The sequence below is a fragment of the Streptomyces sp. MK7 genome (assembly GCF_032658145.1).
GTDB lineage: Bacteria > Actinomycetota > Actinomycetes > Streptomycetales > Streptomycetaceae > Streptomyces > Streptomyces spiralis.
In genome coordinates, this window is sequence record NZ_JAVACL010000036.1 from 1 (window position 1) to 16,808 (window position 16,808).

General features: G+C 68.3%; 24 protein-coding genes. 1 reads left to right on the forward strand and 23 read right to left on the reverse strand.

Going from position 1 to position 16,808, the window contains the following annotated elements; genetic code table 11:
• Positions 1-113: 113 nt before the first annotated feature.
• The 3 genes from glmM to rplM form a co-directional block, all read right to left on the reverse strand.
• Entirely contained in the window at positions 114-1,472 is a 1,359-nt protein-coding gene (gene glmM, locus R2S09_RS29930) for a phosphoglucosamine mutase (protein ID WP_306190431.1), read from the reverse strand.
• A gap of 171 nt (positions 1,473-1,643) precedes the next feature.
• Complete coding sequence (gene rpsI / locus R2S09_RS29935) at positions 1,644-2,156, reverse strand: 30S ribosomal protein S9 (RefSeq protein ID WP_030173946.1); 513 nt, start codon at positions 2,154-2,156, stop codon at positions 1,644-1,646.
• A 42-nt stretch (positions 2,157-2,198) separates the two neighbouring features.
• Positions 2,199-2,642 carry a 50S ribosomal protein L13 gene (gene rplM, locus R2S09_RS29940; RefSeq protein WP_030173943.1) on the reverse strand — a complete coding sequence of 148 codons (444 nt, stop codon included), beginning with the start codon at positions 2,640-2,642 and terminating at the stop codon, positions 2,199-2,201.
• 402 nt (positions 2,643-3,044) lie between these two features.
• Here rplM and R2S09_RS29945 point away from each other — a divergent pair, with 402 nt between their 5' ends.
• Positions 3,045-3,926 (forward strand): hypothetical protein, encoded by an 882-nt coding sequence (locus R2S09_RS29945; RefSeq protein WP_306190430.1) that lies wholly within the window; start codon positions 3,045-3,047, stop codon positions 3,924-3,926.
• 6 nt (positions 3,927-3,932) lie between these two features.
• Here the strand turns inward: R2S09_RS29945 and R2S09_RS29950 are convergent, their stop codons facing one another.
• The 20 genes from R2S09_RS29950 to rplX all read right to left on the reverse strand — a co-directional run bounded on the left by R2S09_RS29950 (position 3,933) and on the right by rplX (position 16,806).
• A complete protein-coding gene (locus tag R2S09_RS29950) occupies positions 3,933-5,264 on the reverse strand; it encodes a UDP-glucose/GDP-mannose dehydrogenase family protein (RefSeq protein ID WP_316744423.1) in 1,332 nt (443 codons plus the stop codon).
• Positions 5,265-5,328: 64 nt separating this feature from the next.
• Complete coding sequence (gene truA / locus R2S09_RS29955) at positions 5,329-6,183, reverse strand: tRNA pseudouridine(38-40) synthase TruA (RefSeq protein WP_316744424.1); 855 nt, start codon at positions 6,181-6,183, stop codon at positions 5,329-5,331.
• 91 nt (positions 6,184-6,274) lie between these two features.
• Positions 6,275-6,766 carry a 50S ribosomal protein L17 gene (gene rplQ / locus R2S09_RS29960; RefSeq protein ID WP_306190427.1) on the reverse strand — a complete coding sequence of 164 codons (492 nt, stop codon included), beginning with the start codon at positions 6,764-6,766 and terminating at the stop codon, positions 6,275-6,277.
• A 167-nt stretch (positions 6,767-6,933) separates the two neighbouring features.
• Positions 6,934-7,956, reverse strand: a complete 1,023-nt coding sequence (locus R2S09_RS29965; RefSeq protein ID WP_003966937.1) for a DNA-directed RNA polymerase subunit alpha — start codon at positions 7,954-7,956, stop codon at positions 6,934-6,936.
• Between the two features lie 146 nt (positions 7,957-8,102).
• Entirely contained in the window at positions 8,103-8,507 is a 405-nt protein-coding gene (gene rpsK / locus R2S09_RS29970; RefSeq protein WP_003956432.1) for a 30S ribosomal protein S11, read from the reverse strand.
• A 69-nt stretch (positions 8,508-8,576) separates the two neighbouring features.
• Positions 8,577-8,957: a 30S ribosomal protein S13 gene (rpsM, locus tag R2S09_RS29975; protein WP_286064073.1), complete on the reverse strand. Its 381-nt coding sequence runs from the start codon at positions 8,955-8,957 to the stop codon at positions 8,577-8,579.
• 197 nt (positions 8,958-9,154) lie between these two features.
• A complete protein-coding gene (gene rpmJ / locus R2S09_RS29980) occupies positions 9,155-9,268 on the reverse strand; it encodes a 50S ribosomal protein L36 (protein ID WP_003998809.1) in 114 nt (37 codons plus the stop codon).
• Positions 9,269-9,339: 71 nt separating this feature from the next.
• The gene (gene infA, locus R2S09_RS29985; protein ID WP_003948620.1) at positions 9,340-9,561 is read right to left on the reverse strand and encodes a translation initiation factor IF-1; all 222 of its coding nucleotides are present in this window, start codon (positions 9,559-9,561) and stop codon (positions 9,340-9,342) included.
• A gap of 203 nt (positions 9,562-9,764) precedes the next feature.
• Positions 9,765-10,601: a type I methionyl aminopeptidase gene (gene map, locus R2S09_RS29990; RefSeq protein ID WP_306190424.1), complete on the reverse strand. Its 837-nt coding sequence runs from the start codon at positions 10,599-10,601 to the stop codon at positions 9,765-9,767.
• A gap of 123 nt (positions 10,602-10,724) precedes the next feature.
• Positions 10,725-11,387, reverse strand: a complete 663-nt coding sequence (locus tag R2S09_RS29995) for an adenylate kinase (protein ID WP_316744425.1) — start codon at positions 11,385-11,387, stop codon at positions 10,725-10,727.
• A complete protein-coding gene (secY, locus tag R2S09_RS30000; protein ID WP_306190421.1) occupies positions 11,387-12,700 on the reverse strand; it encodes a preprotein translocase subunit SecY in 1,314 nt (437 codons plus the stop codon). The genes R2S09_RS29995 and secY overlap by 1 nt, the downstream gene beginning before the upstream one ends.
• Positions 12,701-12,882: 182 nt before the next feature.
• Entirely contained in the window at positions 12,883-13,338 is a 456-nt protein-coding gene (gene rplO, locus R2S09_RS30005) for a 50S ribosomal protein L15 (protein WP_030174562.1), read from the reverse strand.
• A gap of 2 nt (positions 13,339-13,340) precedes the next feature.
• Positions 13,341-13,523 (reverse strand): 50S ribosomal protein L30, encoded by a 183-nt coding sequence (gene rpmD / locus R2S09_RS30010; protein ID WP_009190145.1) that lies wholly within the window; start codon positions 13,521-13,523, stop codon positions 13,341-13,343.
• Positions 13,524-13,525: 2 nt separating this feature from the next.
• Positions 13,526-14,131 (reverse strand): 30S ribosomal protein S5, encoded by a 606-nt coding sequence (gene rpsE / locus R2S09_RS30015; RefSeq protein WP_015658456.1) that lies wholly within the window; start codon positions 14,129-14,131, stop codon positions 13,526-13,528.
• A gap of 40 nt (positions 14,132-14,171) precedes the next feature.
• Positions 14,172-14,555, reverse strand: a complete 384-nt coding sequence (rplR, locus tag R2S09_RS30020) for a 50S ribosomal protein L18 (protein WP_030174556.1) — start codon at positions 14,553-14,555, stop codon at positions 14,172-14,174.
• Between the two features lie 3 nt (positions 14,556-14,558).
• Positions 14,559-15,098 (reverse strand): 50S ribosomal protein L6, encoded by a 540-nt coding sequence (gene rplF, locus R2S09_RS30025; protein ID WP_306190418.1) that lies wholly within the window; start codon positions 15,096-15,098, stop codon positions 14,559-14,561.
• 24 nt (positions 15,099-15,122) lie between these two features.
• Positions 15,123-15,521, reverse strand: coding sequence for a 30S ribosomal protein S8 (gene rpsH / locus R2S09_RS30030; protein WP_009190141.1), 399 nt, complete (start codon positions 15,519-15,521; stop codon positions 15,123-15,125).
• A 213-nt stretch (positions 15,522-15,734) separates the two neighbouring features.
• Positions 15,735-15,920 (reverse strand): type Z 30S ribosomal protein S14, encoded by a 186-nt coding sequence (locus R2S09_RS30035; RefSeq protein WP_003948630.1) that lies wholly within the window; start codon positions 15,918-15,920, stop codon positions 15,735-15,737.
• 5 nt (positions 15,921-15,925) lie between these two features.
• Complete coding sequence (gene rplE / locus R2S09_RS30040; protein WP_030174550.1) at positions 15,926-16,483, reverse strand: 50S ribosomal protein L5; 558 nt, start codon at positions 16,481-16,483, stop codon at positions 15,926-15,928.
• On the reverse strand, positions 16,483-16,806 hold the full coding sequence (gene rplX, locus R2S09_RS30045) for a 50S ribosomal protein L24 (protein ID WP_306190417.1): 324 nt from the start codon (positions 16,804-16,806) through the stop codon (positions 16,483-16,485). The genes rplE and rplX overlap by 1 nt, the downstream gene beginning before the upstream one ends.
• Between the last annotated feature and the right edge of the window lie 2 nt (positions 16,807-16,808).

Below are 16,808 nucleotides of genomic sequence, written 5' to 3' on the forward strand. Positions count from 1 at the left end.
GTACTGGGCGTACGTGGACGATCCCGACAACGCAGCGAGGTGCCGTGCCAGGCGTCGCGGGCCTGGGGGCACCTCCCGGCCGAAGGCTGGGGAAGGGACTTTCGAAACACGCCCTAGCCGAGCGCCGACTTCACCGCGTCGGCCAGTCGGCCGGCCACCGAGCGGGCCTGGTCGATGTCGGCGGCCTCGACCATGACGCGGACCAGCGGTTCGGTGCCCGAGGGGCGCAGCAGGACGCGGCCGGTCTCGCCCAGCTCGCGCTCCGCCTCGCTGATCGCGGCGGCCAGGTCCGCGGAGGTCTTCACACGGGACTTGTCCACGTCGGGGACGTTGATCAGGACCTGGGGCAGTCGCTCCATGACCGCGGCCAGGTCGCGCAGCGCACGGCCGGTCTGGGCGACGCGGGCCGCGAGCAACAGGCCGGTGAGCGTGCCGTCGCCGGTGGTGGCGTGGTCGAGGACGATGACGTGGCCCGACTGCTCGCCGCCGAGGGCGTACCCCTTGTCCTTCATCTCCTCCAGGACGTAGCGGTCGCCGACGGCGGTCTGCACGAGGTGGATGCCCTCGCGCTCCATGGCCAGCTTGAAGCCCAGGTTCGACATCACGGTCGCGACGACGGTGTCGGAGCGCAGTGCGGAACGCTCCCGCATCGCCAGCGCGAGCACGGCCAGGATCTGGTCGCCGTCGACCTCCTCGCCGGTGTGGTCCACGGCCAGGCAGCGGTCGGCGTCGCCGTCGTGCGCGATGCCCAGGTGGGCGCCGTGCTCGACCACGGCGGCCTTGAGCTGGTCCAGGTGCGTGGAGCCGCAGCCGTCGTTGATGTTCAGGCCGTCGGGCTCCGCGCCGATGGTGACGACCTCGGCACCGGCCCGGGCGAAGGCCTCCGGCGAGACCCGGGAGGCGGCGCCGTGCGCCTCGTCCAGGACGATCTTCAGGCCGTCGAGCCGGTTGGGGAGGACGCCGATGAGGTGGGAGACGTACTGGTCGAAGCCCTCGTCGTAGTCGCGGACGCGGCCCACGCCCCCGCCGGTCGGACGGTCCCAGGGGGCGCCGGTGCGGTGCTCCTCGTAGACCTTCTCGATCCTGTCCTCCAGCTCGTCGGCGAGTTTGTGGCCGCCGCGGGCGAAGAACTTGATGCCGTTGTCGGGCATCGCGTTGTGGCTCGCCGAGAGCATCACGCCGAGGTCGGCGCCGAGCGCGCCGGTCAGATACGCCACGGCGGGCGTCGGCAGCACGCCGACGCACAGCACGTCCACGCCCGCGCTCGCCAGCCCGGCGACCACGGCCGCCTCCAGGAACTCCCCGGAGGCACGCGGGTCCCGGCCGACCACGGCCTTGGGACGGTGGCCCTCGAAAGTGCCCGCCTCGGCCAGCACGTGCGCCGCGGCGACGGAGAGGCCGAGCGCCATCTCGGCGGTCAGGTCCGCGTTGGCGACGCCACGCACGCCGTCGGTGCCGAAGAGTCGTCCCACTTGTCCTCCTGATGAAGCGTCAGTTCCTGAAGGGCCGGGCATCGGATCACATCAGCCGGTCAGCACCTTGTGCCGTTATACGCCCAAGTCCTGCGATATACGAACGCCCCGACGGCACAGTGGCGTGCCGCCGGGGCGTTCGGAGTAGGCCTGTCCGCAGGCAGCTGCTGATTAGCGCTTGCTGTACTGCGGCGCCTTGCGGGCCTTCTTCAGACCGGCCTTCTTGCGCTCGACCGCACGGTCGTCGCGGCGGAGGAAACCGGCCTTCTTGAGCGGGCCGCGGTTGTTGTCGACGTCGGCCTCGTTCAGGGCGCGGGCGACACCGAGACGCAGGGCACCGGCCTGGCCGGAGACGCCGCCGCCGGCGATGCGGGCGATGACGTCGTAACGGCCCTCGAGCTCCAGCACCTTGAAGGGCTCGTTGACTTCCTGCTGGTGCACCTTGTTCGGGAAGTAGTCCTCGAGGGTGCGGCCGTTGATCTTCCACTTGCCGGAGCCCGGAACGATCCGGACGCGGGCAATGGCGTTCTTGCGGCGACCCAGGCCGGCGGCGGGCTGGGGCTCACCGAAGCGCGAGGCGAGGGACTCGGAGGTGTACTCACCCTCCACCGGAACCTCGGACTCGGTGGTGTAGCTGTCGATGTCAAGCTCTTCGAGCGGCTGCTCGGCAGTGGTCTCGGCCACGATTCTCCTCAGATTCTCTTCAGTCTTAGGGGGTGGCCGGACTTACTGCGCGACCTGGGTGATCTCGAACGGCACCGGCTGCTGGGCGCCGTGCGGGTGCTGGTCACCCTTGTAGACCTTCAGCTTCGAGAGCATCTGACGGCCCAGGGAGTTCTTGGGGAGCATGCCCTTGACGGCCTTCTCGATGGCCTTCTCCGGGTTCTTGTCGAGCAGCTCGTCGTAACGGACGGAGCGCAGACCACCCGGGTAGCCGGAGTGGCGGTACGCCATCTTCTGGGTCCGCTTGTTGCCGGAGAGGTGCACCTTGTCGGCGTTGATGATGATGACGAAGTCACCAGCGTCGACGTGCGGCGCGTAGATCGGCTTGTGCTTGCCCCGCAGAAGGGTGGCGGCGGTGGACGCCAGGCGGCCCAGGACGACGTCCTGGGCGTCAATGACGTGCCACTGGCGCGTGATGTCGCCGGGCTTGGGGCTGTACGTACGCACGGTTCGTAGCCTTCGCTTCTTCAGTGAGTGGTCCTGACAAGGTCACCGAAGACGATCACGACAGCCCTGACCGCACCGCGGTGACGCAAACCGCGTGCTGGTCGCTGGTCATCGGCCCGGTGGACCGGTGTAAGGGCCCGTCCCGTGAGAATGAGCAAGCCAATACACAACGAACATGCAGGATACCCGTGCGGCCCTCCGGGGGTCAAAACGGGTTGCCCGCACCGCTCCAGCGTGTTCCGCCCCAGTGTAGGCCCGCCCACCCCCACTCCCCCGCTCTTCGGTGGCCCGGCCCGCTTCGGCGGCGGCGTGCTCCGCTTTGTACCGGCCTGCGCCGAAGGTGCCCGGAGGGGGTCCGTGGGCGGCGCCCGCACGTCCCGGGCCCCGTCTAAGATGCGCCCCATGAGTCATGGGCAGCGGGGCTCGCAGTCCCAGTGGGATCCCTGGAAACCACAATCTCAGCAGTCGTGGAACAGCGGGAGCGACAGCCGGACCCCGGACTGGGCCGCGCTCGCCGAGGCGTCCGAGACCCGCAACAAGCGGCGACGACTGCTGTTCGTCGGCGGTGGCGTGCTGGCCACCGTCGCCGTGGGCGCGGCCGTCGCCATGGCGGTGACGTCCGCCGACAGCGACGACAACGCCTCGAAGCAGCCCGCCTCCCAGCTGCCCGCCACCGCCGCACTGCCGAGCGGCTCGGCCACGGGCCCCTCCTTCGCGCCCACCAGCGCCCCGCCCCCGCTGGACCCCAAGGACTTCATATCCAGCGCGCAGAAGGACACCGCCCCGCTCAGCGCGAACACGCTCTTCCCGGGCGCCCGGCTGACCATGGGCGAGAACGTGTACAAGAAGGGACCCACGGCCGACACCAAGAGCTGTGCCACTGCCGTCCAGGGCACCCTCGGCAAGGTCCTCACCGACAACGGCTGCACCCGCCTGATCCGCGCGACCTACACGAAGGACGGCATCGCGGCCACCGTCGGCGTCGCCGTCTTCGACACCGAGGCCCAGGCCCTCAAGGCCAGGGGCCAGGCCGACAAGAAGAGCATCGTCAAGCCGCTCTCCGGCGGCGGCGTCAAGGCCTTCTGCGACGGCGCGGTCTGCCGCTCCACCACCAACTCCTACGGCCGCTACGCCTACTTCACCCTCGCCGGCTTCCCCAGCGGCAAGGACGTGACGGCCAAGGACACCACGGTGTTCCGCGCCGGCAACGACCTCGCCGAGTTCGCCTTCCAGCAGATCCGCCGGCGCGGCGTGGCCCAGGCCTCGGCGGCGGCCAACCGCTAGGCACCGCTAGGCACCGCCAGGGCCGTCCGGCATCCCCGGCCGGGACATCGCCGGCCAGGTCATCCCCAGCGCGCGGAACCGCCAGCCCGCCGCCGCCCAGTGGTCCGGGTCGAGGACGCCCCGGCCGTCCACGATGCGCGGCCGGGACACCAGCCGCGCCGCCCAGCGCGGGTCGATCTCCCGGAACCGCGGCCACTCGGTCAGCAGCAGCACCAGTTCGGCCCCGCGCAGCGCCTCCGGGACGGACAGCGCGTAGCCGAGCAGCGGGAACGCCTTGCGCGCGTTGTCCAGTGCCTCGGGGTCGTAGACCGTGACGTCGGCGCCGTCGAGGCCGAGGCGCGCGGCCACGTTCAGTGCGGGCGAGTCGCGGACGTCGTCCGAGTCCGGTTTGAAGGCGGCGCCCAGCACCGCCACCCGCGCCCCGAGGACGGATCCCCCGCACAGCTCCCGGGCCAGCGCGACCGTCCGGTCCCGGCGCCGCATGTTGATCGTGTCCACCGCGTGCAGGAATCCCAGGTCCACGCCCAGCTCGGCGGCCCGGTGCGCGAAGGCCCGGATGTCCTTGGGCAGGCAACCGCCGCCGAACCCGACTCCGGCCCGCAGGTACGCATGCCCGATCCGGCCGTCGCACCCCAGCGCCTCGGACAGTTTCCGCACGTCACCGCCTGCGGCCTCGCAGACCTCGGCCATCGCGTTGATGAAGGAGATCTTGGTGGCGAGGAAGGAGTTCGCGGCGGTCTTGGCCAGTTCGGCGGTGGCGAAGTCGGTGACGACCAGAGGCGTCCCGGCGGCGAGGACAGAACCGTAGACCTGGCGCAGCAGCCGCTCGGCGCGCCCGCTGCGCACCCCGAACACCAGCCGGTCCGGCCGCAGGGTGTCCTCGACGGCGAAGCCCTCGCGCAGGAACTCCGGGTTCCACGCGATCTCGGCGCCGTGCTCTCCGGCGAGCCGCGCCGCGGTGCCGACCGGCACGGTCGACTTGCCCACCAGCAGGGCACCCTTGCGCGCGTGCCGGGCGATCCCCGCGAACGCCGACTCCACACAGGTCAGGTCCGCGCCGTCGCAGTCCCTGCGCTGCGGGGTGCCGACGCACACGAAGTGCACCTGCCCGAAGGCGCCGGCCTCCTCGTAGGCGGTCGTGAACCGCAGCCGCCCGCTCGCCGTGTGCCGGGCGAGCAGCGCGGACAGCCCCGGCTCGTGGAACGGTGCCCGGCCCGCGCGCAGCGCGGCGATCCTGCCCGCGTCGACGTCGACGCCGACCACCTCGTGTCCCAGCTCCGCCATGCAGGCGGCATGCGTGGCACCCAGATAACCGGTGCCGATGACGGTGAGCCGCATGGGTCCGCGAGTTCCCGCCAGACCGCAACCGTACCGTCACCCGAGGTGAGCGTGGCCCTGGCCCTCAGCAGCAGCCTGCCGCCGGCAGCGACCGCTTGTTGCGGGCCTCGCGGCTGCGCGCCGCCAGCAGCTCGTCCGCCGGGTAGCCGACCTCCTCCAGGGTCAGCCCATGCGGCCGTACGACGTGCACGGCGGAGTCCCGCACGCCCGCGGCCAGCACCTTTCCCGGCCAGTCCGGCGGACGGTGGCCGTCGCCGACGAACAGCAGCGCGCCGATGAGCGAGCGGACCATGTTGTGGCAGAAGGCGTCGGCGCGGACGGTCGCGGTGATGATCCCGTCGTCGCCCCGCGCCAGACTCAGCTCCTGGAGCGTACGGATGGTGGTCGCGCCCTCACGCCTCTTGCAGTACGCGGCGAAGTCGTGCTCGCCGATGAGCCGCCGGGCGGCCTCGTTCATGGCGTCCACGTCGAGCGGCCAGTCGTGCCACAGCACATGGCCCCGCAACAGCGGGTCCACACCGCCGGGGTTGTCGGTGACGCGGTAGGCGTAGCGGCGCCAGACGGCGGAGAAACGGGCGTTGAAGCCGCTCGGCGCGGGCCTGAGGGCCCAGACGCGCACATCCCTGGGCAGCCGCCCGGCGAGCCGCTTCAGCAGCTTCTCGTGGTGCTCGCGCCAGACCTGCTCGGGCAGGTCCACATGCGCCACCTGGCCCCGCGCGTGCACCCCGGCGTCGGTCCGCCCGGCGACGGTCAGCTCGTACGTCTCAACGGAGCGGGTGACCGTGCGCAGCGCGTCCTCGATCTCCCCTTGCACGGTCCGCCTGCCGCCGGCCTGCTTGGCCCAGCCGTGGAAGCCGGTGCCGTCGTAGGACAGGTCGAGACGGATGCGGACATGGCCGGGCTGTACTTCGTCACTCACGTGCAGATCCTCTCAGGGCCGCCGGCTCCTCCGGTACGCGAAAGCGGGCCCGCCCCGAAGGGCGAACCCGCTTCCAGCGTCAGGCGGAGCCTCAGGCTTCCTTCGACTCCTCGGCAGCGGCCTCCTCGGCCGGCGCCTCGGTGGTCTCGGCGGCCTTGGCCTCGTCCTCCTTGACCGCGCGCTTGGTGGCGGCCTCGGCCTCACCCACGGCCTTCTGCTGCACCGTCAGCGCCTCGACCAGCTCGATGACGGCCATGGGCGCGTTGTCGCCACGGCGGTTACCGACCTTGGTGATGCGGGTGTAGCCACCCGGACGGTTCTCGTAGCGCGGGCCGATCTCGGTGAAGAGCGTGTGGACGACGCCCTTGTCCGTGATGACCTGGAGCACCTGGCGGCGGTTGTGAAGGTCGCCCTTCTTCGCCTTGGTGATCAGACGCTCGGCGTACGGGCGCAGGCGGCGGGCCTTCGCCTCGGTGGTGGTGATACGGCCGTGCTCGAACAGCGACTTCGCGAGGTTCGCGAGGAGCAGCTTCTCGTGCGCGGCGCTGCCGCCCAGACGGGCACCCTTGGTGGGCTTCGGCATTGTTCTTCTCCTGTGTGTCTGCCCCGGCCGTGTCAGGTACCGGGGTCAGTATCCGAGCAGGCGGTCGCCTGTCGGAGATCCGGGGGTCTCGGCGAGACCCCCGGAAGTGGAACACGCTCAGCACCGGATCAGTACTGCTCGGTCTCCACGTCGAGATCCTCAGTACGTCAGTACTGCTCGGTCTCCACGAAACCCGCATCCGCGTCGTCGTCGGCGCCGAAGGCGTCCGCGGCGGCGGTCGGGTCGAATCCGGGCGGGCTGTCCTTGAGCGCCAGGCCCATGCCGGCCAGCTTCGCCTTGACCTCGTCGATGGACTTCGCACCGAAGTTGCGGATGTCCAGCAGGTCGGCCTCCGAGCGGGCGACGAGCTCACCCACGGAGTGGATGCCCTCGCGCTTGAGGCAGTTGTAGGAGCGGACCGTGAGCTCCAGCTCCTCGATCGGCAGGGCCAGGTCGGCGGCCAGGGCGGCGTCCGTCGGGGACGGGCCCATGTCGATGCCCTCGGCGTCGATGTTCAGCTCGCGGGCGAGACCGAACAGCTCGACCAGGGTCTTGCCGGCCGACGCCATGGCGTCACGCGGACGCATGGCCTGCTTCGTCTCGACGTCGACGATCAGCTTGTCGAAGTCGGTGCGCTGCTCGACACGGGTGGCCTCGACCTTGTACGTGACCTTCAGCACCGGCGAGTAGATCGAGTCGACCGGGATACGGCCGATCTCCTGGCCCACCTGCTTGTTCTGCACGGCGGAGACGTAACCGCGACCGCGCTCGACGGTCAGCTCCATCTCCAGCTTGCCCTTGCCGTTGAGCGTGGCGAGGACGAGGTCGGGGTTGTGTACCTCGACACCGGCCGGGGGCGCGATGTCGGCGGCGGTGACCAGACCCGGGCCCTGCTTGCGCAGGTACATCACGACCGGCTCGTCGTGCTCCGAGGAGACGACCAGCTGCTTGATGTTGAGGATCAGGTCGGTGACGTCCTCCTTGACGCCCGGCACGGTGGTGAACTCGTGCAGGACGCCGTCGATGCGGATGCTGGTGACAGCGGCACCGGGGATCGACGACAGGAGGGTGCGGCGCAGGGAGTTGCCGAGGGTGTAGCCGAAGCCCGGCTCCAGCGGCTCGATCACGAACCGGGAGCGGAACTCGTCGACGACCTCTTCGGTCAACGAGGGACGCTGAGCGATCAGCATGTGTGGATCAGATCCTTCAGTCGTGGGCGCCCGCTATATGACGCCCGACGGAACCCGTGCCCGAAAAACACGGGGTACTGCAAGGGTACGGGCGGTACGACCCGAAAGAGCCGTACCGCCCGGACCCGCTGCCCGTGAGGCGTACGTCAGACGCGACGACGCTTCGGCGGACGGCAGCCGTTGTGCGGGGTCGGGGTGACGTCCTGGATGGAGCCGACCTCGAGGCCCGTGGCCTGCAGGGAGCGGATCGCGGTCTCACGACCGGAGCCCGGGCCCTTGACGAACACGTCGACCTTGCGCATGCCGTGCTCCTGGGCGCGGCGGGCGGCCGACTCGGCGGCCATCTGCGCGGCGAACGGCGTGGACTTCCGGGAGCCCTTGAAGCCGACGTGGCCGGCGGAGGCCCAGGAGATCACGTTGCCGCTCGGGTCGGTGATCGAAACGATGGTGTTGTTGAACGTGCTCTTGATGTGCGCGTGGCCGTGAGCGACGTTCTTCTTTTCCTTGCGGCGCACCTTCTTGGCAGCGCCCTGACGTCCCTTGGGGGGCATGTCGAAAACTCCTACGGGAGGTGGTCGGTCCTACAGCGAAGACCGCTGGACGGCGAGTGTCGCTGCGGACTACTTCTTGCCCGGCTTCTTCTTGCCGGCGATGGCGCGACGCGGGCCCTTGCGGGTACGGGCGTTGGTGCTGGTGCGCTGACCGCGGACAGGCAGACCGCGGCGGTGCCGCAGACCCTGGTACGTGCCGATCTCGACCTTGCGGCGGATGTCGGCCTGGATCTCGCGACGGAGGTCACCCTCGGTCTTGATGTTGTTGTCGACGTACTCGCGGATCGCGACGAGCTGCTCCTCGGAGAGGTCGCGAACGCGGGTGTTCGGGTCGACGTCGGTCGCTGCCAGCGTCTGCTGCGAAAGGGTCCGGCCGATGCCGAACACGTAGGTGAGGGCGATCTCCACACGCTTTTCGCGCGGGATGTCAACACCGGAAACGCGTGCCATTCAATGGCTCCTGGTGATCTTCGGAGGTCTTCCGCAGGACCGGCTCCCGGCCGCCGTACGAGGTACGAACCGGGTCCCCGGCCTCCGAACCGGGGGTGTCAAGCCGCGTCGCGGCTCGGGCCCTGCGTATGAACATATTCAGCTCGCGTCGCGCGAATCTCTGCGATGGAGGTGCAGAGGGTGCGGTCGGTCGTGCGTCAGCCCTGGCGCTGCTTGTGGCGCGGGTTCTCGCAGATGACCATGACCCGCCCGTGACGGCGGATCACCCTGCACTTGTCGCAGATCTTCTTGACGCTCGGCTTGACCTTCATGGGATGTGAGGTTCTCCGGGTCAGTTGCCGGCGGCCCCGTGCACAGGGAGGGCACGGGACGTGGGCAAGATCTACTTGTATCGGTAAACGATCCGGCCACGCGTCAGGTCGTACGGAGAAAGCTCCACCACGACCCGGTCGTCAGGGAGGATGCGGATGTAGTGCATACGCATCTTGCCGCTGATGTGTGCCAGGACCTGGTGGCCGTTCTGGAGCTCGACCTTGAACATGGCGTTCGGCAGAGACTCGACGACAGTGCCCTCGATCTCGATGGCACCTTGCTTCTTGGCCACGCTTTGCCCTTCGAATCGACTACCTTGATCGACTCTCTCTGCTTCCCTTGCGGGCGCATGCGGACATGCGGGTGCACGAGAGCCGACGAGTCAGTCTACGTCAGCGCACCCGGAAACACGAATCGAGGAAGCCTGCCCGGCACCGGAGATCACCATGCCGCCACACCGGAACTCACGCAGGCGGCCCTCACCCAGGCCGCCCGTCAGCCTAGCGGGTCAGGCGCCGTCGTGATCCCGAACTCCGCCAGCTTGGCCTTACCACCGTCCGGGGCCGTCAGGACCAAGGGACCCTGCTCGGTCAGGGCCACCGAGTGCTCCCAGTGGGAGGACCACGTGCCGTCCGTGGTGATGACCGTCCAGTCGTCCTCGAGGACCCGGGTCTTCGCCGTGCCCAGGGAGACCATCGGCTCGATGGCCAGGCAGAAGCCGGGGACCAGCTTGGGGCCCTTGCCGCGCCGCCGGTCGACGTAGTTCAGCAGGTGCGGGTCCATGTGCATCTCGGTGCCGATGCCGTGGCCGCCGTAGTCCTCGATGATCCCGTAGCGGCCGCCCCCGGGCCTGGGCTGGCGGCGGATGTAGGTCTCGACGGCACGGGAGATGTCCACCAGCCGGTTGCCCTGCTTCATGGCGGCGATCCCGGCCCACATCGACCCCTCGGTCACCCGCGAGAGCTCGACCAGCTCCGGGGCGTGACCGGACCCGACGAACGCGGTGTACGCGGCGTCGCCGTGCCAGCCGTCGATGATCGCGCCGCAGTCGATGGAGATGATGTCCCCGTCCTTCAGGACGACGTCCTCCGAGGGGATGCCGTGGACGACGACCTCGTTGACCGAGGTGCAGATCGTCGCCGGGAAGCCGCCGTAGCCGAGGAAGTTCGGCTTGGCGTTGTGCTCGGCGAGCACCTTGCGGGCCACCTCGTCCAGGTCCTTGGTGCTCGCCCCCGGCACGGCCGCCTCCCGGGTGGCCGCGTGGATCGCGGCGACGACCAGCCCCGCCGCACGCATCTTGGCGATCTGCTCGGGGCTCTTGATCTGCACCATGGGAAGAAGGGCCTTTCTGGGACCGGAAACAGGGCCGACTGTGTCAACCATACGGGCGCCGCCGCGCCCACAGCACAGCCGCGGCCCCTCCGGAAGGAACCGCGGCTGCACCCGACGTGACGCCTACTTCGTGGCGTCCTCGCGCTTCAGCGCCTCCAGCGCGCGCCGCGTGATCTCGTCCACCGGGCCGAGCGAGGAGATCGTCACCACCAGGCCCTGGGCCTTGTAGTAGTCGATGATCGGCTCGGTCTGCGTGTGGTAGACCTCCAGCCGCTTGCGGACGGTGTCCTCGGAGTCGTCGTCCCGCTGGTACAGCTCACCGCCGCAGACGTCGCAGACGCCCTCCTTCTTCGCCGGGCTGTACGTCACGTGGAAGACGTGGCTGGAGTCCTTGCGGCAGATCCGCCGGCCGGCGATCCGCTTGACGACCTCGTCCTCGGGGACCTCCAGGTCGAGCACCGCGTCGAGGTTGATCCTCTCCTCCTGCAGCAGCGCGTCCAGAGCCTCGGCCTGGGGGACGTTGCGCGGGAAGCCGTCCAGCAGGAAGCCTCCGGCCGCGTCGGGCTGCTCCATGCGGTCCTTGGCCATGGCGATGGTGACCTCGTCCGGCACGAGGTTGCCGGCGTCCATGTAGGACTTCGCGAGCTTGCCGAGCTCCGTCTGACGGCTGATGTTGGCGCGGAACAGGTCGCCCGTGGAGATGTGCGGGATGCGCAGCTTCTCGGCAAGGCGCACAGCCTGCGTTCCCTTACCGGCACCAGGCGGCCCGACGAGGACGATTCGCATCAGCGGAGGAACCCTTCGTAATTGCGCTGCTGGAGCTGGCTCTCGATCTGCTTCACCGTCTCGAGGCCGACACCCACGATGATCAGGATGCTGGTCCCGCCGAAGGGGAAGTTCTGGTTCGCGTGGAACCCGACCAACGCCATTGTCGGTACGAGAGCGATCAGACCCAGATACAGCGAACCCGGCCAGGTGATCCGGTTGAGCACGTACGAAAGGTACTCAGCGGTCGGTCGGCCAGCCCGGATACCCGGGATGAAGCCACCATACTTCTTCATGTTGTCCGCGACTTCCTCGGGGTTGAAGGAGATCGCCACGTAGAAGAACGCGAAGAACACGATGAGCAAGAAGTACATAGTGATGTAAAGCGGGTGATCACCCTTGGTCAGGTTCTGCTGAACCCAGGTCTTCCAGCCCGAGTTGCCCCCCGCGAACTGAGCGATGAGCGCCGGAATGTACAGCAGCGACGAGGCGAAGATGACCGGAATCACACCGGCCTGGTTCACCTTGAGCGGGATGTACGTGGACGTACCGCCGTAGGAGCGCCGGCCGATCATGCGCTTCGCGTACTGCACCGGGATACGGCGCTGGGCCTGCTCGACGAAGACGACCAGACCGACCATGATCAGGCCGACCAGGATCACGGTGCCGAACTCGATCCAGCCGCCGGCCAGGGTGCCCTGCTTCTTGATGGCCCACAGCGCGGACGGGAACGTCGCGGCGATCGAGATGAACATCAGGATCGACATGCCGTTGCCGATGCCGCGGTCGGTGATGAGCTCACCGAGCCACATGACCACGGCCGTACCGGCGGTCATGCAGACCACCATGACGATCGTGTTGAAGATCGCCCGCTCGGGCACGATGTTGGCCGCGACCGTGCACCCGGAGAACAGGGCGCCGCTGCGGGCGGTGGCCACCAGACCGGTGCCCTGCAGGATGGCCAGCGCCACCGTCAGGTAACGGGTGTACTGGGTGATCTTGGCCGTGCCGGCCTGGCCCTCCTTCTTGAGGGCTTCCAGGCGCGGGATCACCACGGTCAGCAGCTGCAGGATGATGCTCGCCGTGATGTACGGCATGATCCCGAGGGCGAAGACCGTGATCTGGAGCAGCGCGCCGCCGCTGAACATGTTGACCAGGCCGAAGAGCCCCTGATTGCCGGAGGCCTCGGTCACACACTGCTGGACGGCCTTGTAGTTGACGCCCGGGATCGGGATGTGGGTACCGACGCGGTACACCACGATGATGCCGAGTGTGAAGAGCAGCTTCTTGCGCAGGTCGGGCGTCCTGAACGCCCGGGCGAAGCCGGTGAGCACGGTGCCTCCTGCGACCCCCGCGCCAGTGCGTCAAGGGTGACGGTCTTGAGGTTCGATGAAAAGAACAGTGCAGGCCACCTTACCGGCGACACTGCCCCCCTTGGAACGACCAACCGGGGATACCTCATTGTGAGGTATCCCCGGTCGGGATGCTTACGTCATCGAGGAGACGTCCAAGGAACTCAGACGAGCTCGGTGACGGAACCGCCGGCGGCGGTGATCTTCTCCTTGGCGGAGCCGGAGACGGCGTCCACCGTCACCTGCAGCGCCACGGAGACCTCGCCCTGGCCCAGGACCTTGACCAGGCTGTTCTTGCGAACGGCACCCTTGGCCACCAGGTCCTCGACCGTGACCTCGCCACCCTGCGGGTACAGCGCGGCCAGCTTGTCGAGGTTCACGACCTGGTACTCGGTCTTGAACGGGTTCTTGAAGCCCTTCAGCTTCGGGAGGCGCATGTGCAGCGGCATCTGGCCGCCCTCGAAGCGCTCCGGAACCTGGTAACGGGCCTTCGTGCCCTTCGTACCACGACCGGCCGTCTTACCCTTCGACGCCTCACCACGACCGACACGGGTCTTGGCGGTCTTGGCGCCGGGGGCCGGACGGAGGTTGTGGATCTTCAGCGGGTTCTGCTCCGCCATGATCAGTCGACCTCCTCGACCGTCACGAGGTGGCGGACGGTGTGCACCATGCCGCGGAACTCGGGACGGTCCTCCTTGACGACCACGTCACCCAGGCGCTTGAGGCCCAGGGAACGCAGGGTGTCGCGGTGGTTCTGCTTGCTGCCGATGTAGGACTTCGTCTGCGTGATCTTGAGCTGCGCCATGATTACGCACCCGCCCCGGCACGCGCACGCAGGAGAGCCGCGGGGGCGACGTCCTCGAGCGGCAGACCACGGCGGGCCGCGACCTCCTCGGGACGCTGCAGGCCCTTGAGGGCCTCCACGGTCGCGTGCACGATGTTGATGGCGTTGTCGGAGCCGAGCGACTTCGACAGGATGTCGTGGATACCGGCGCACTCGAGCACCGCACGCACCGGACCACCGGCGATGACACCGGTACCGGGGGACGCGGGCTTGAGCAGCACGACGCCGGCAGCCTTCTCACCCTGGATCGGGTGCGGGATGGTGCCCTGGATCCGGGGGACCTTGAAGAAGTGCTTCTTGGCCTCCTCAACGCCCTTGGCGATGGCGGCCGGCACCTCCTTGGCCTTGCCGTATCCGACACCCACGGTGCCGTCACCGTCGCCCACCACGACCAGCGCGGTGAAGCTGAAGCGACGACCACCCTTCACAACCTTGGCGACGCGGTTGATCGCGACGACGCGCTCAACGTACGCGGTCTTCTCGGCGGCAGCTGCGCCGCCGTCACGGCCCTTCCGGTCCCGCCGCTCGCCGCCACCGGCACCGCCACCGCGGCGCTGGGGTCCAGCCATTGGAATTACCTCTCTCTGTTTCCGCTAGCTCGGAACCGGCTCAGAACTTCAGGCCGGCTTCGCGGGCGGCGTCCGCCAGGGCGGCGATGCGCCCGGCGTACTGGTTGCCACCACGGTCGAACACGACGGCCTCGACACCGGCGGCCTTGGCACGCTCGGCGACCAGGGCGCCGACCTGCTTGGCCTGCGCGGACTTGTCGCCCTCGCCACCGCGGATCGACGTGTCCAGCGTGGACGCCGACGCCAGGGTGTGGCCCTTGAGGTCGTCGATCACCTGCGCCACGATGTGGCGGTTGGAGCGGGTCACGACCAGACGGGGACGCTCCGCCGTACCGGCGATCCGCTTGCGGATCCGGATGTGACGGCGCTTGATCGCGGCGCGCTTGTAGGCGTCGCCCTTGAGGATCTTCTGCCCGTATGCCATGGCTTACTTACCCGCCTTTCCGACCTTGCGGCGGATGACTTCGCCCTCGTACTTGACGCCCTTGGCCTTGTACGGGTCCGGCTTGCGCAGCTTGCGGATGTTGGCCGCGACCTCGCCGACCTTCTGCTTGTCGATGCCCTCGACCGAGAAGCGGGTCGGGGCCTCCACCTTGAAGGTGATGCCCTCGGGCGCCTCGACGGTGATCGGGTGGCTGTAGCCGAGCGCGAACTCCAGGTTCGAGCCCTTGGCCGTCACGCGGTAACCGACACCGCTGATCTCGAGCTTCTTCACGTAACCCTGGGTCACGCCGGTGATCATGTTCGCCACCAGCGTGCGGGACAGGCCGTGGAGAGCCTTGTTCTGACGCTCGTCGTTGGGGCGGGTCACCTGCAGGGTGCCGTCCTCGCCCTTGACGACCTCGATCGGCGCCGCAACGGTGTGGGTCAGTTCGCCCTTGGGGCCCTTGACCTTGACCGTACGGCCGTCGATGGTGACGTCCACGCCGGCGGGAACCGCGATGGGGAGCTTGCCGATGCGCGACATAGCTGTTTCCTCCGTTCCCTTCCGTTACCAGACGTAGGCGAGGACTTCCCCACCCACGCCCTTCTTGCCGGCCTGCTTGTCGGTGAGGAGCCCGTGCGACGTGGAGATGATCGCCACGCCGAGGCCGCCGAGCACCTTCGGCAGGTTGGTGGACTTCGCGTACACCCGGAGACCGGGCTTGGAGATCCGCTTGATGCCCGCGATGGAGCGCTCACGGTTCGGGCCGTACTTCAGCTCGAGGACGAGGTTCTTGCCGACCTCGGCGTCCTCGGTCTTCCAGCCCGTGATGAAGCCCTCCTGCTGGAGGATCTCCGCGATGTGCGACTTGATCTTCGAGTGCGGCATGGTCACGGTGTCGTGGTATGCCGAGTTCGCGTTCCGCAGACGCGTGAGCATGTCTGCGATCGGATCAGTCATGGTCATGAATTGGCCTTCGGCCTCTCTCGCCGGGGTTTCCTGGTGCGCCATCCCTCTCCCCGATCCGAGACGGGACGGGTGCGGCGCGGTGGACCTACGGCGTAGTAAGTCGTATGGGCGGCGACAGACGCCCAACCCCACAAGCCTAAGGCATGTGAGCTGGGCGTCTGTCCGCCCTATCTACTTACCGAGAGCTTCCGGAACCCCTCAAACGGGGGATTACCAGGAGCTCTTGGTCACGCCCGGCAGCTCGCCACGGTGAGCCATCTCACGAAGGCACACGCGGCACAGGCCGAACTTGCGGTACACGGAGTGCGGACGGCCGCAGCGCTGGCAGCGGGTGTAGCCACGCACACCGAACTTGGGCTTGCGAGCAGCCTTAGCGATCAGAGCCTTCTTCGCCATCTCGCTCACGCCTCCTTGAACGGGAAGCCGAGGTGACGAAGGAGCGCGCGGCCCTCAGCGTCGTTGGTCGCCGTGGTGACCACGGTGATGTCCATACCCCGGACGCGGTCGATCTTGTCCTGGTCGATCTCGTGGAACATGACCTGCTCCGTGAGACCGAAGGTGTAGTTGCCACGGCCGTCGAACTGCTTGGGGGACAGGCCGCGGAAGTCGCGGATGCGCGGCAGCGCGAGCGACAGGGTGCGGTCCAGGAACTCCCACATGCGGTCGCCACGGAGCGTGACGTGGGCACCGATCGGCTGACCCTCACGCAGCTTGAACTGCGCGATGGACTTGCGGGCCTTGGTGACCGCCGGCTTCTGGCCGGTGATCGTGGTGAGGTCGCGGATGGCGCCCTCGATCAGCTTGGAGTCGCGGGCGGCGTCGCCCACACCCATGTTGACCACGATCTTGACGAGGCCCGGGATCTGCATGACGTTCTCGTACTTGAACTCGTCACGCAGCTTCGGGGCGATCTCGTCGCGGTACTTCTGCTTCAGACGCGGAGCAGTGGTGGTAGCCATCAGATGTCCTCACCCGTCCGCTTGGCAACGCGGATCTTGTTGCCGTTCTCGTCGAAGCGGTAACCGACGCGGGTCACGACCTTCTGACCGTCCTTCTCCACGACCAGCTGGACGTTGGAGACGTGGATCGGCGCCTCGGTGGTGACGATGCCGCCGGCCTGCGAACCGCTGGCGGTCGGCCCGGCCTTGGTGTGCTTCTTGACCCGGTTGACACCCTCGACCAGGACACGCTCCTCGCGCGGGTAAGCGGCAATGACCTTGCCCTGCTTGCCCTTGTCCTTGCCGGTGATGACCTGGACCAGGTCGCCCTTCTTGATCTTCATGC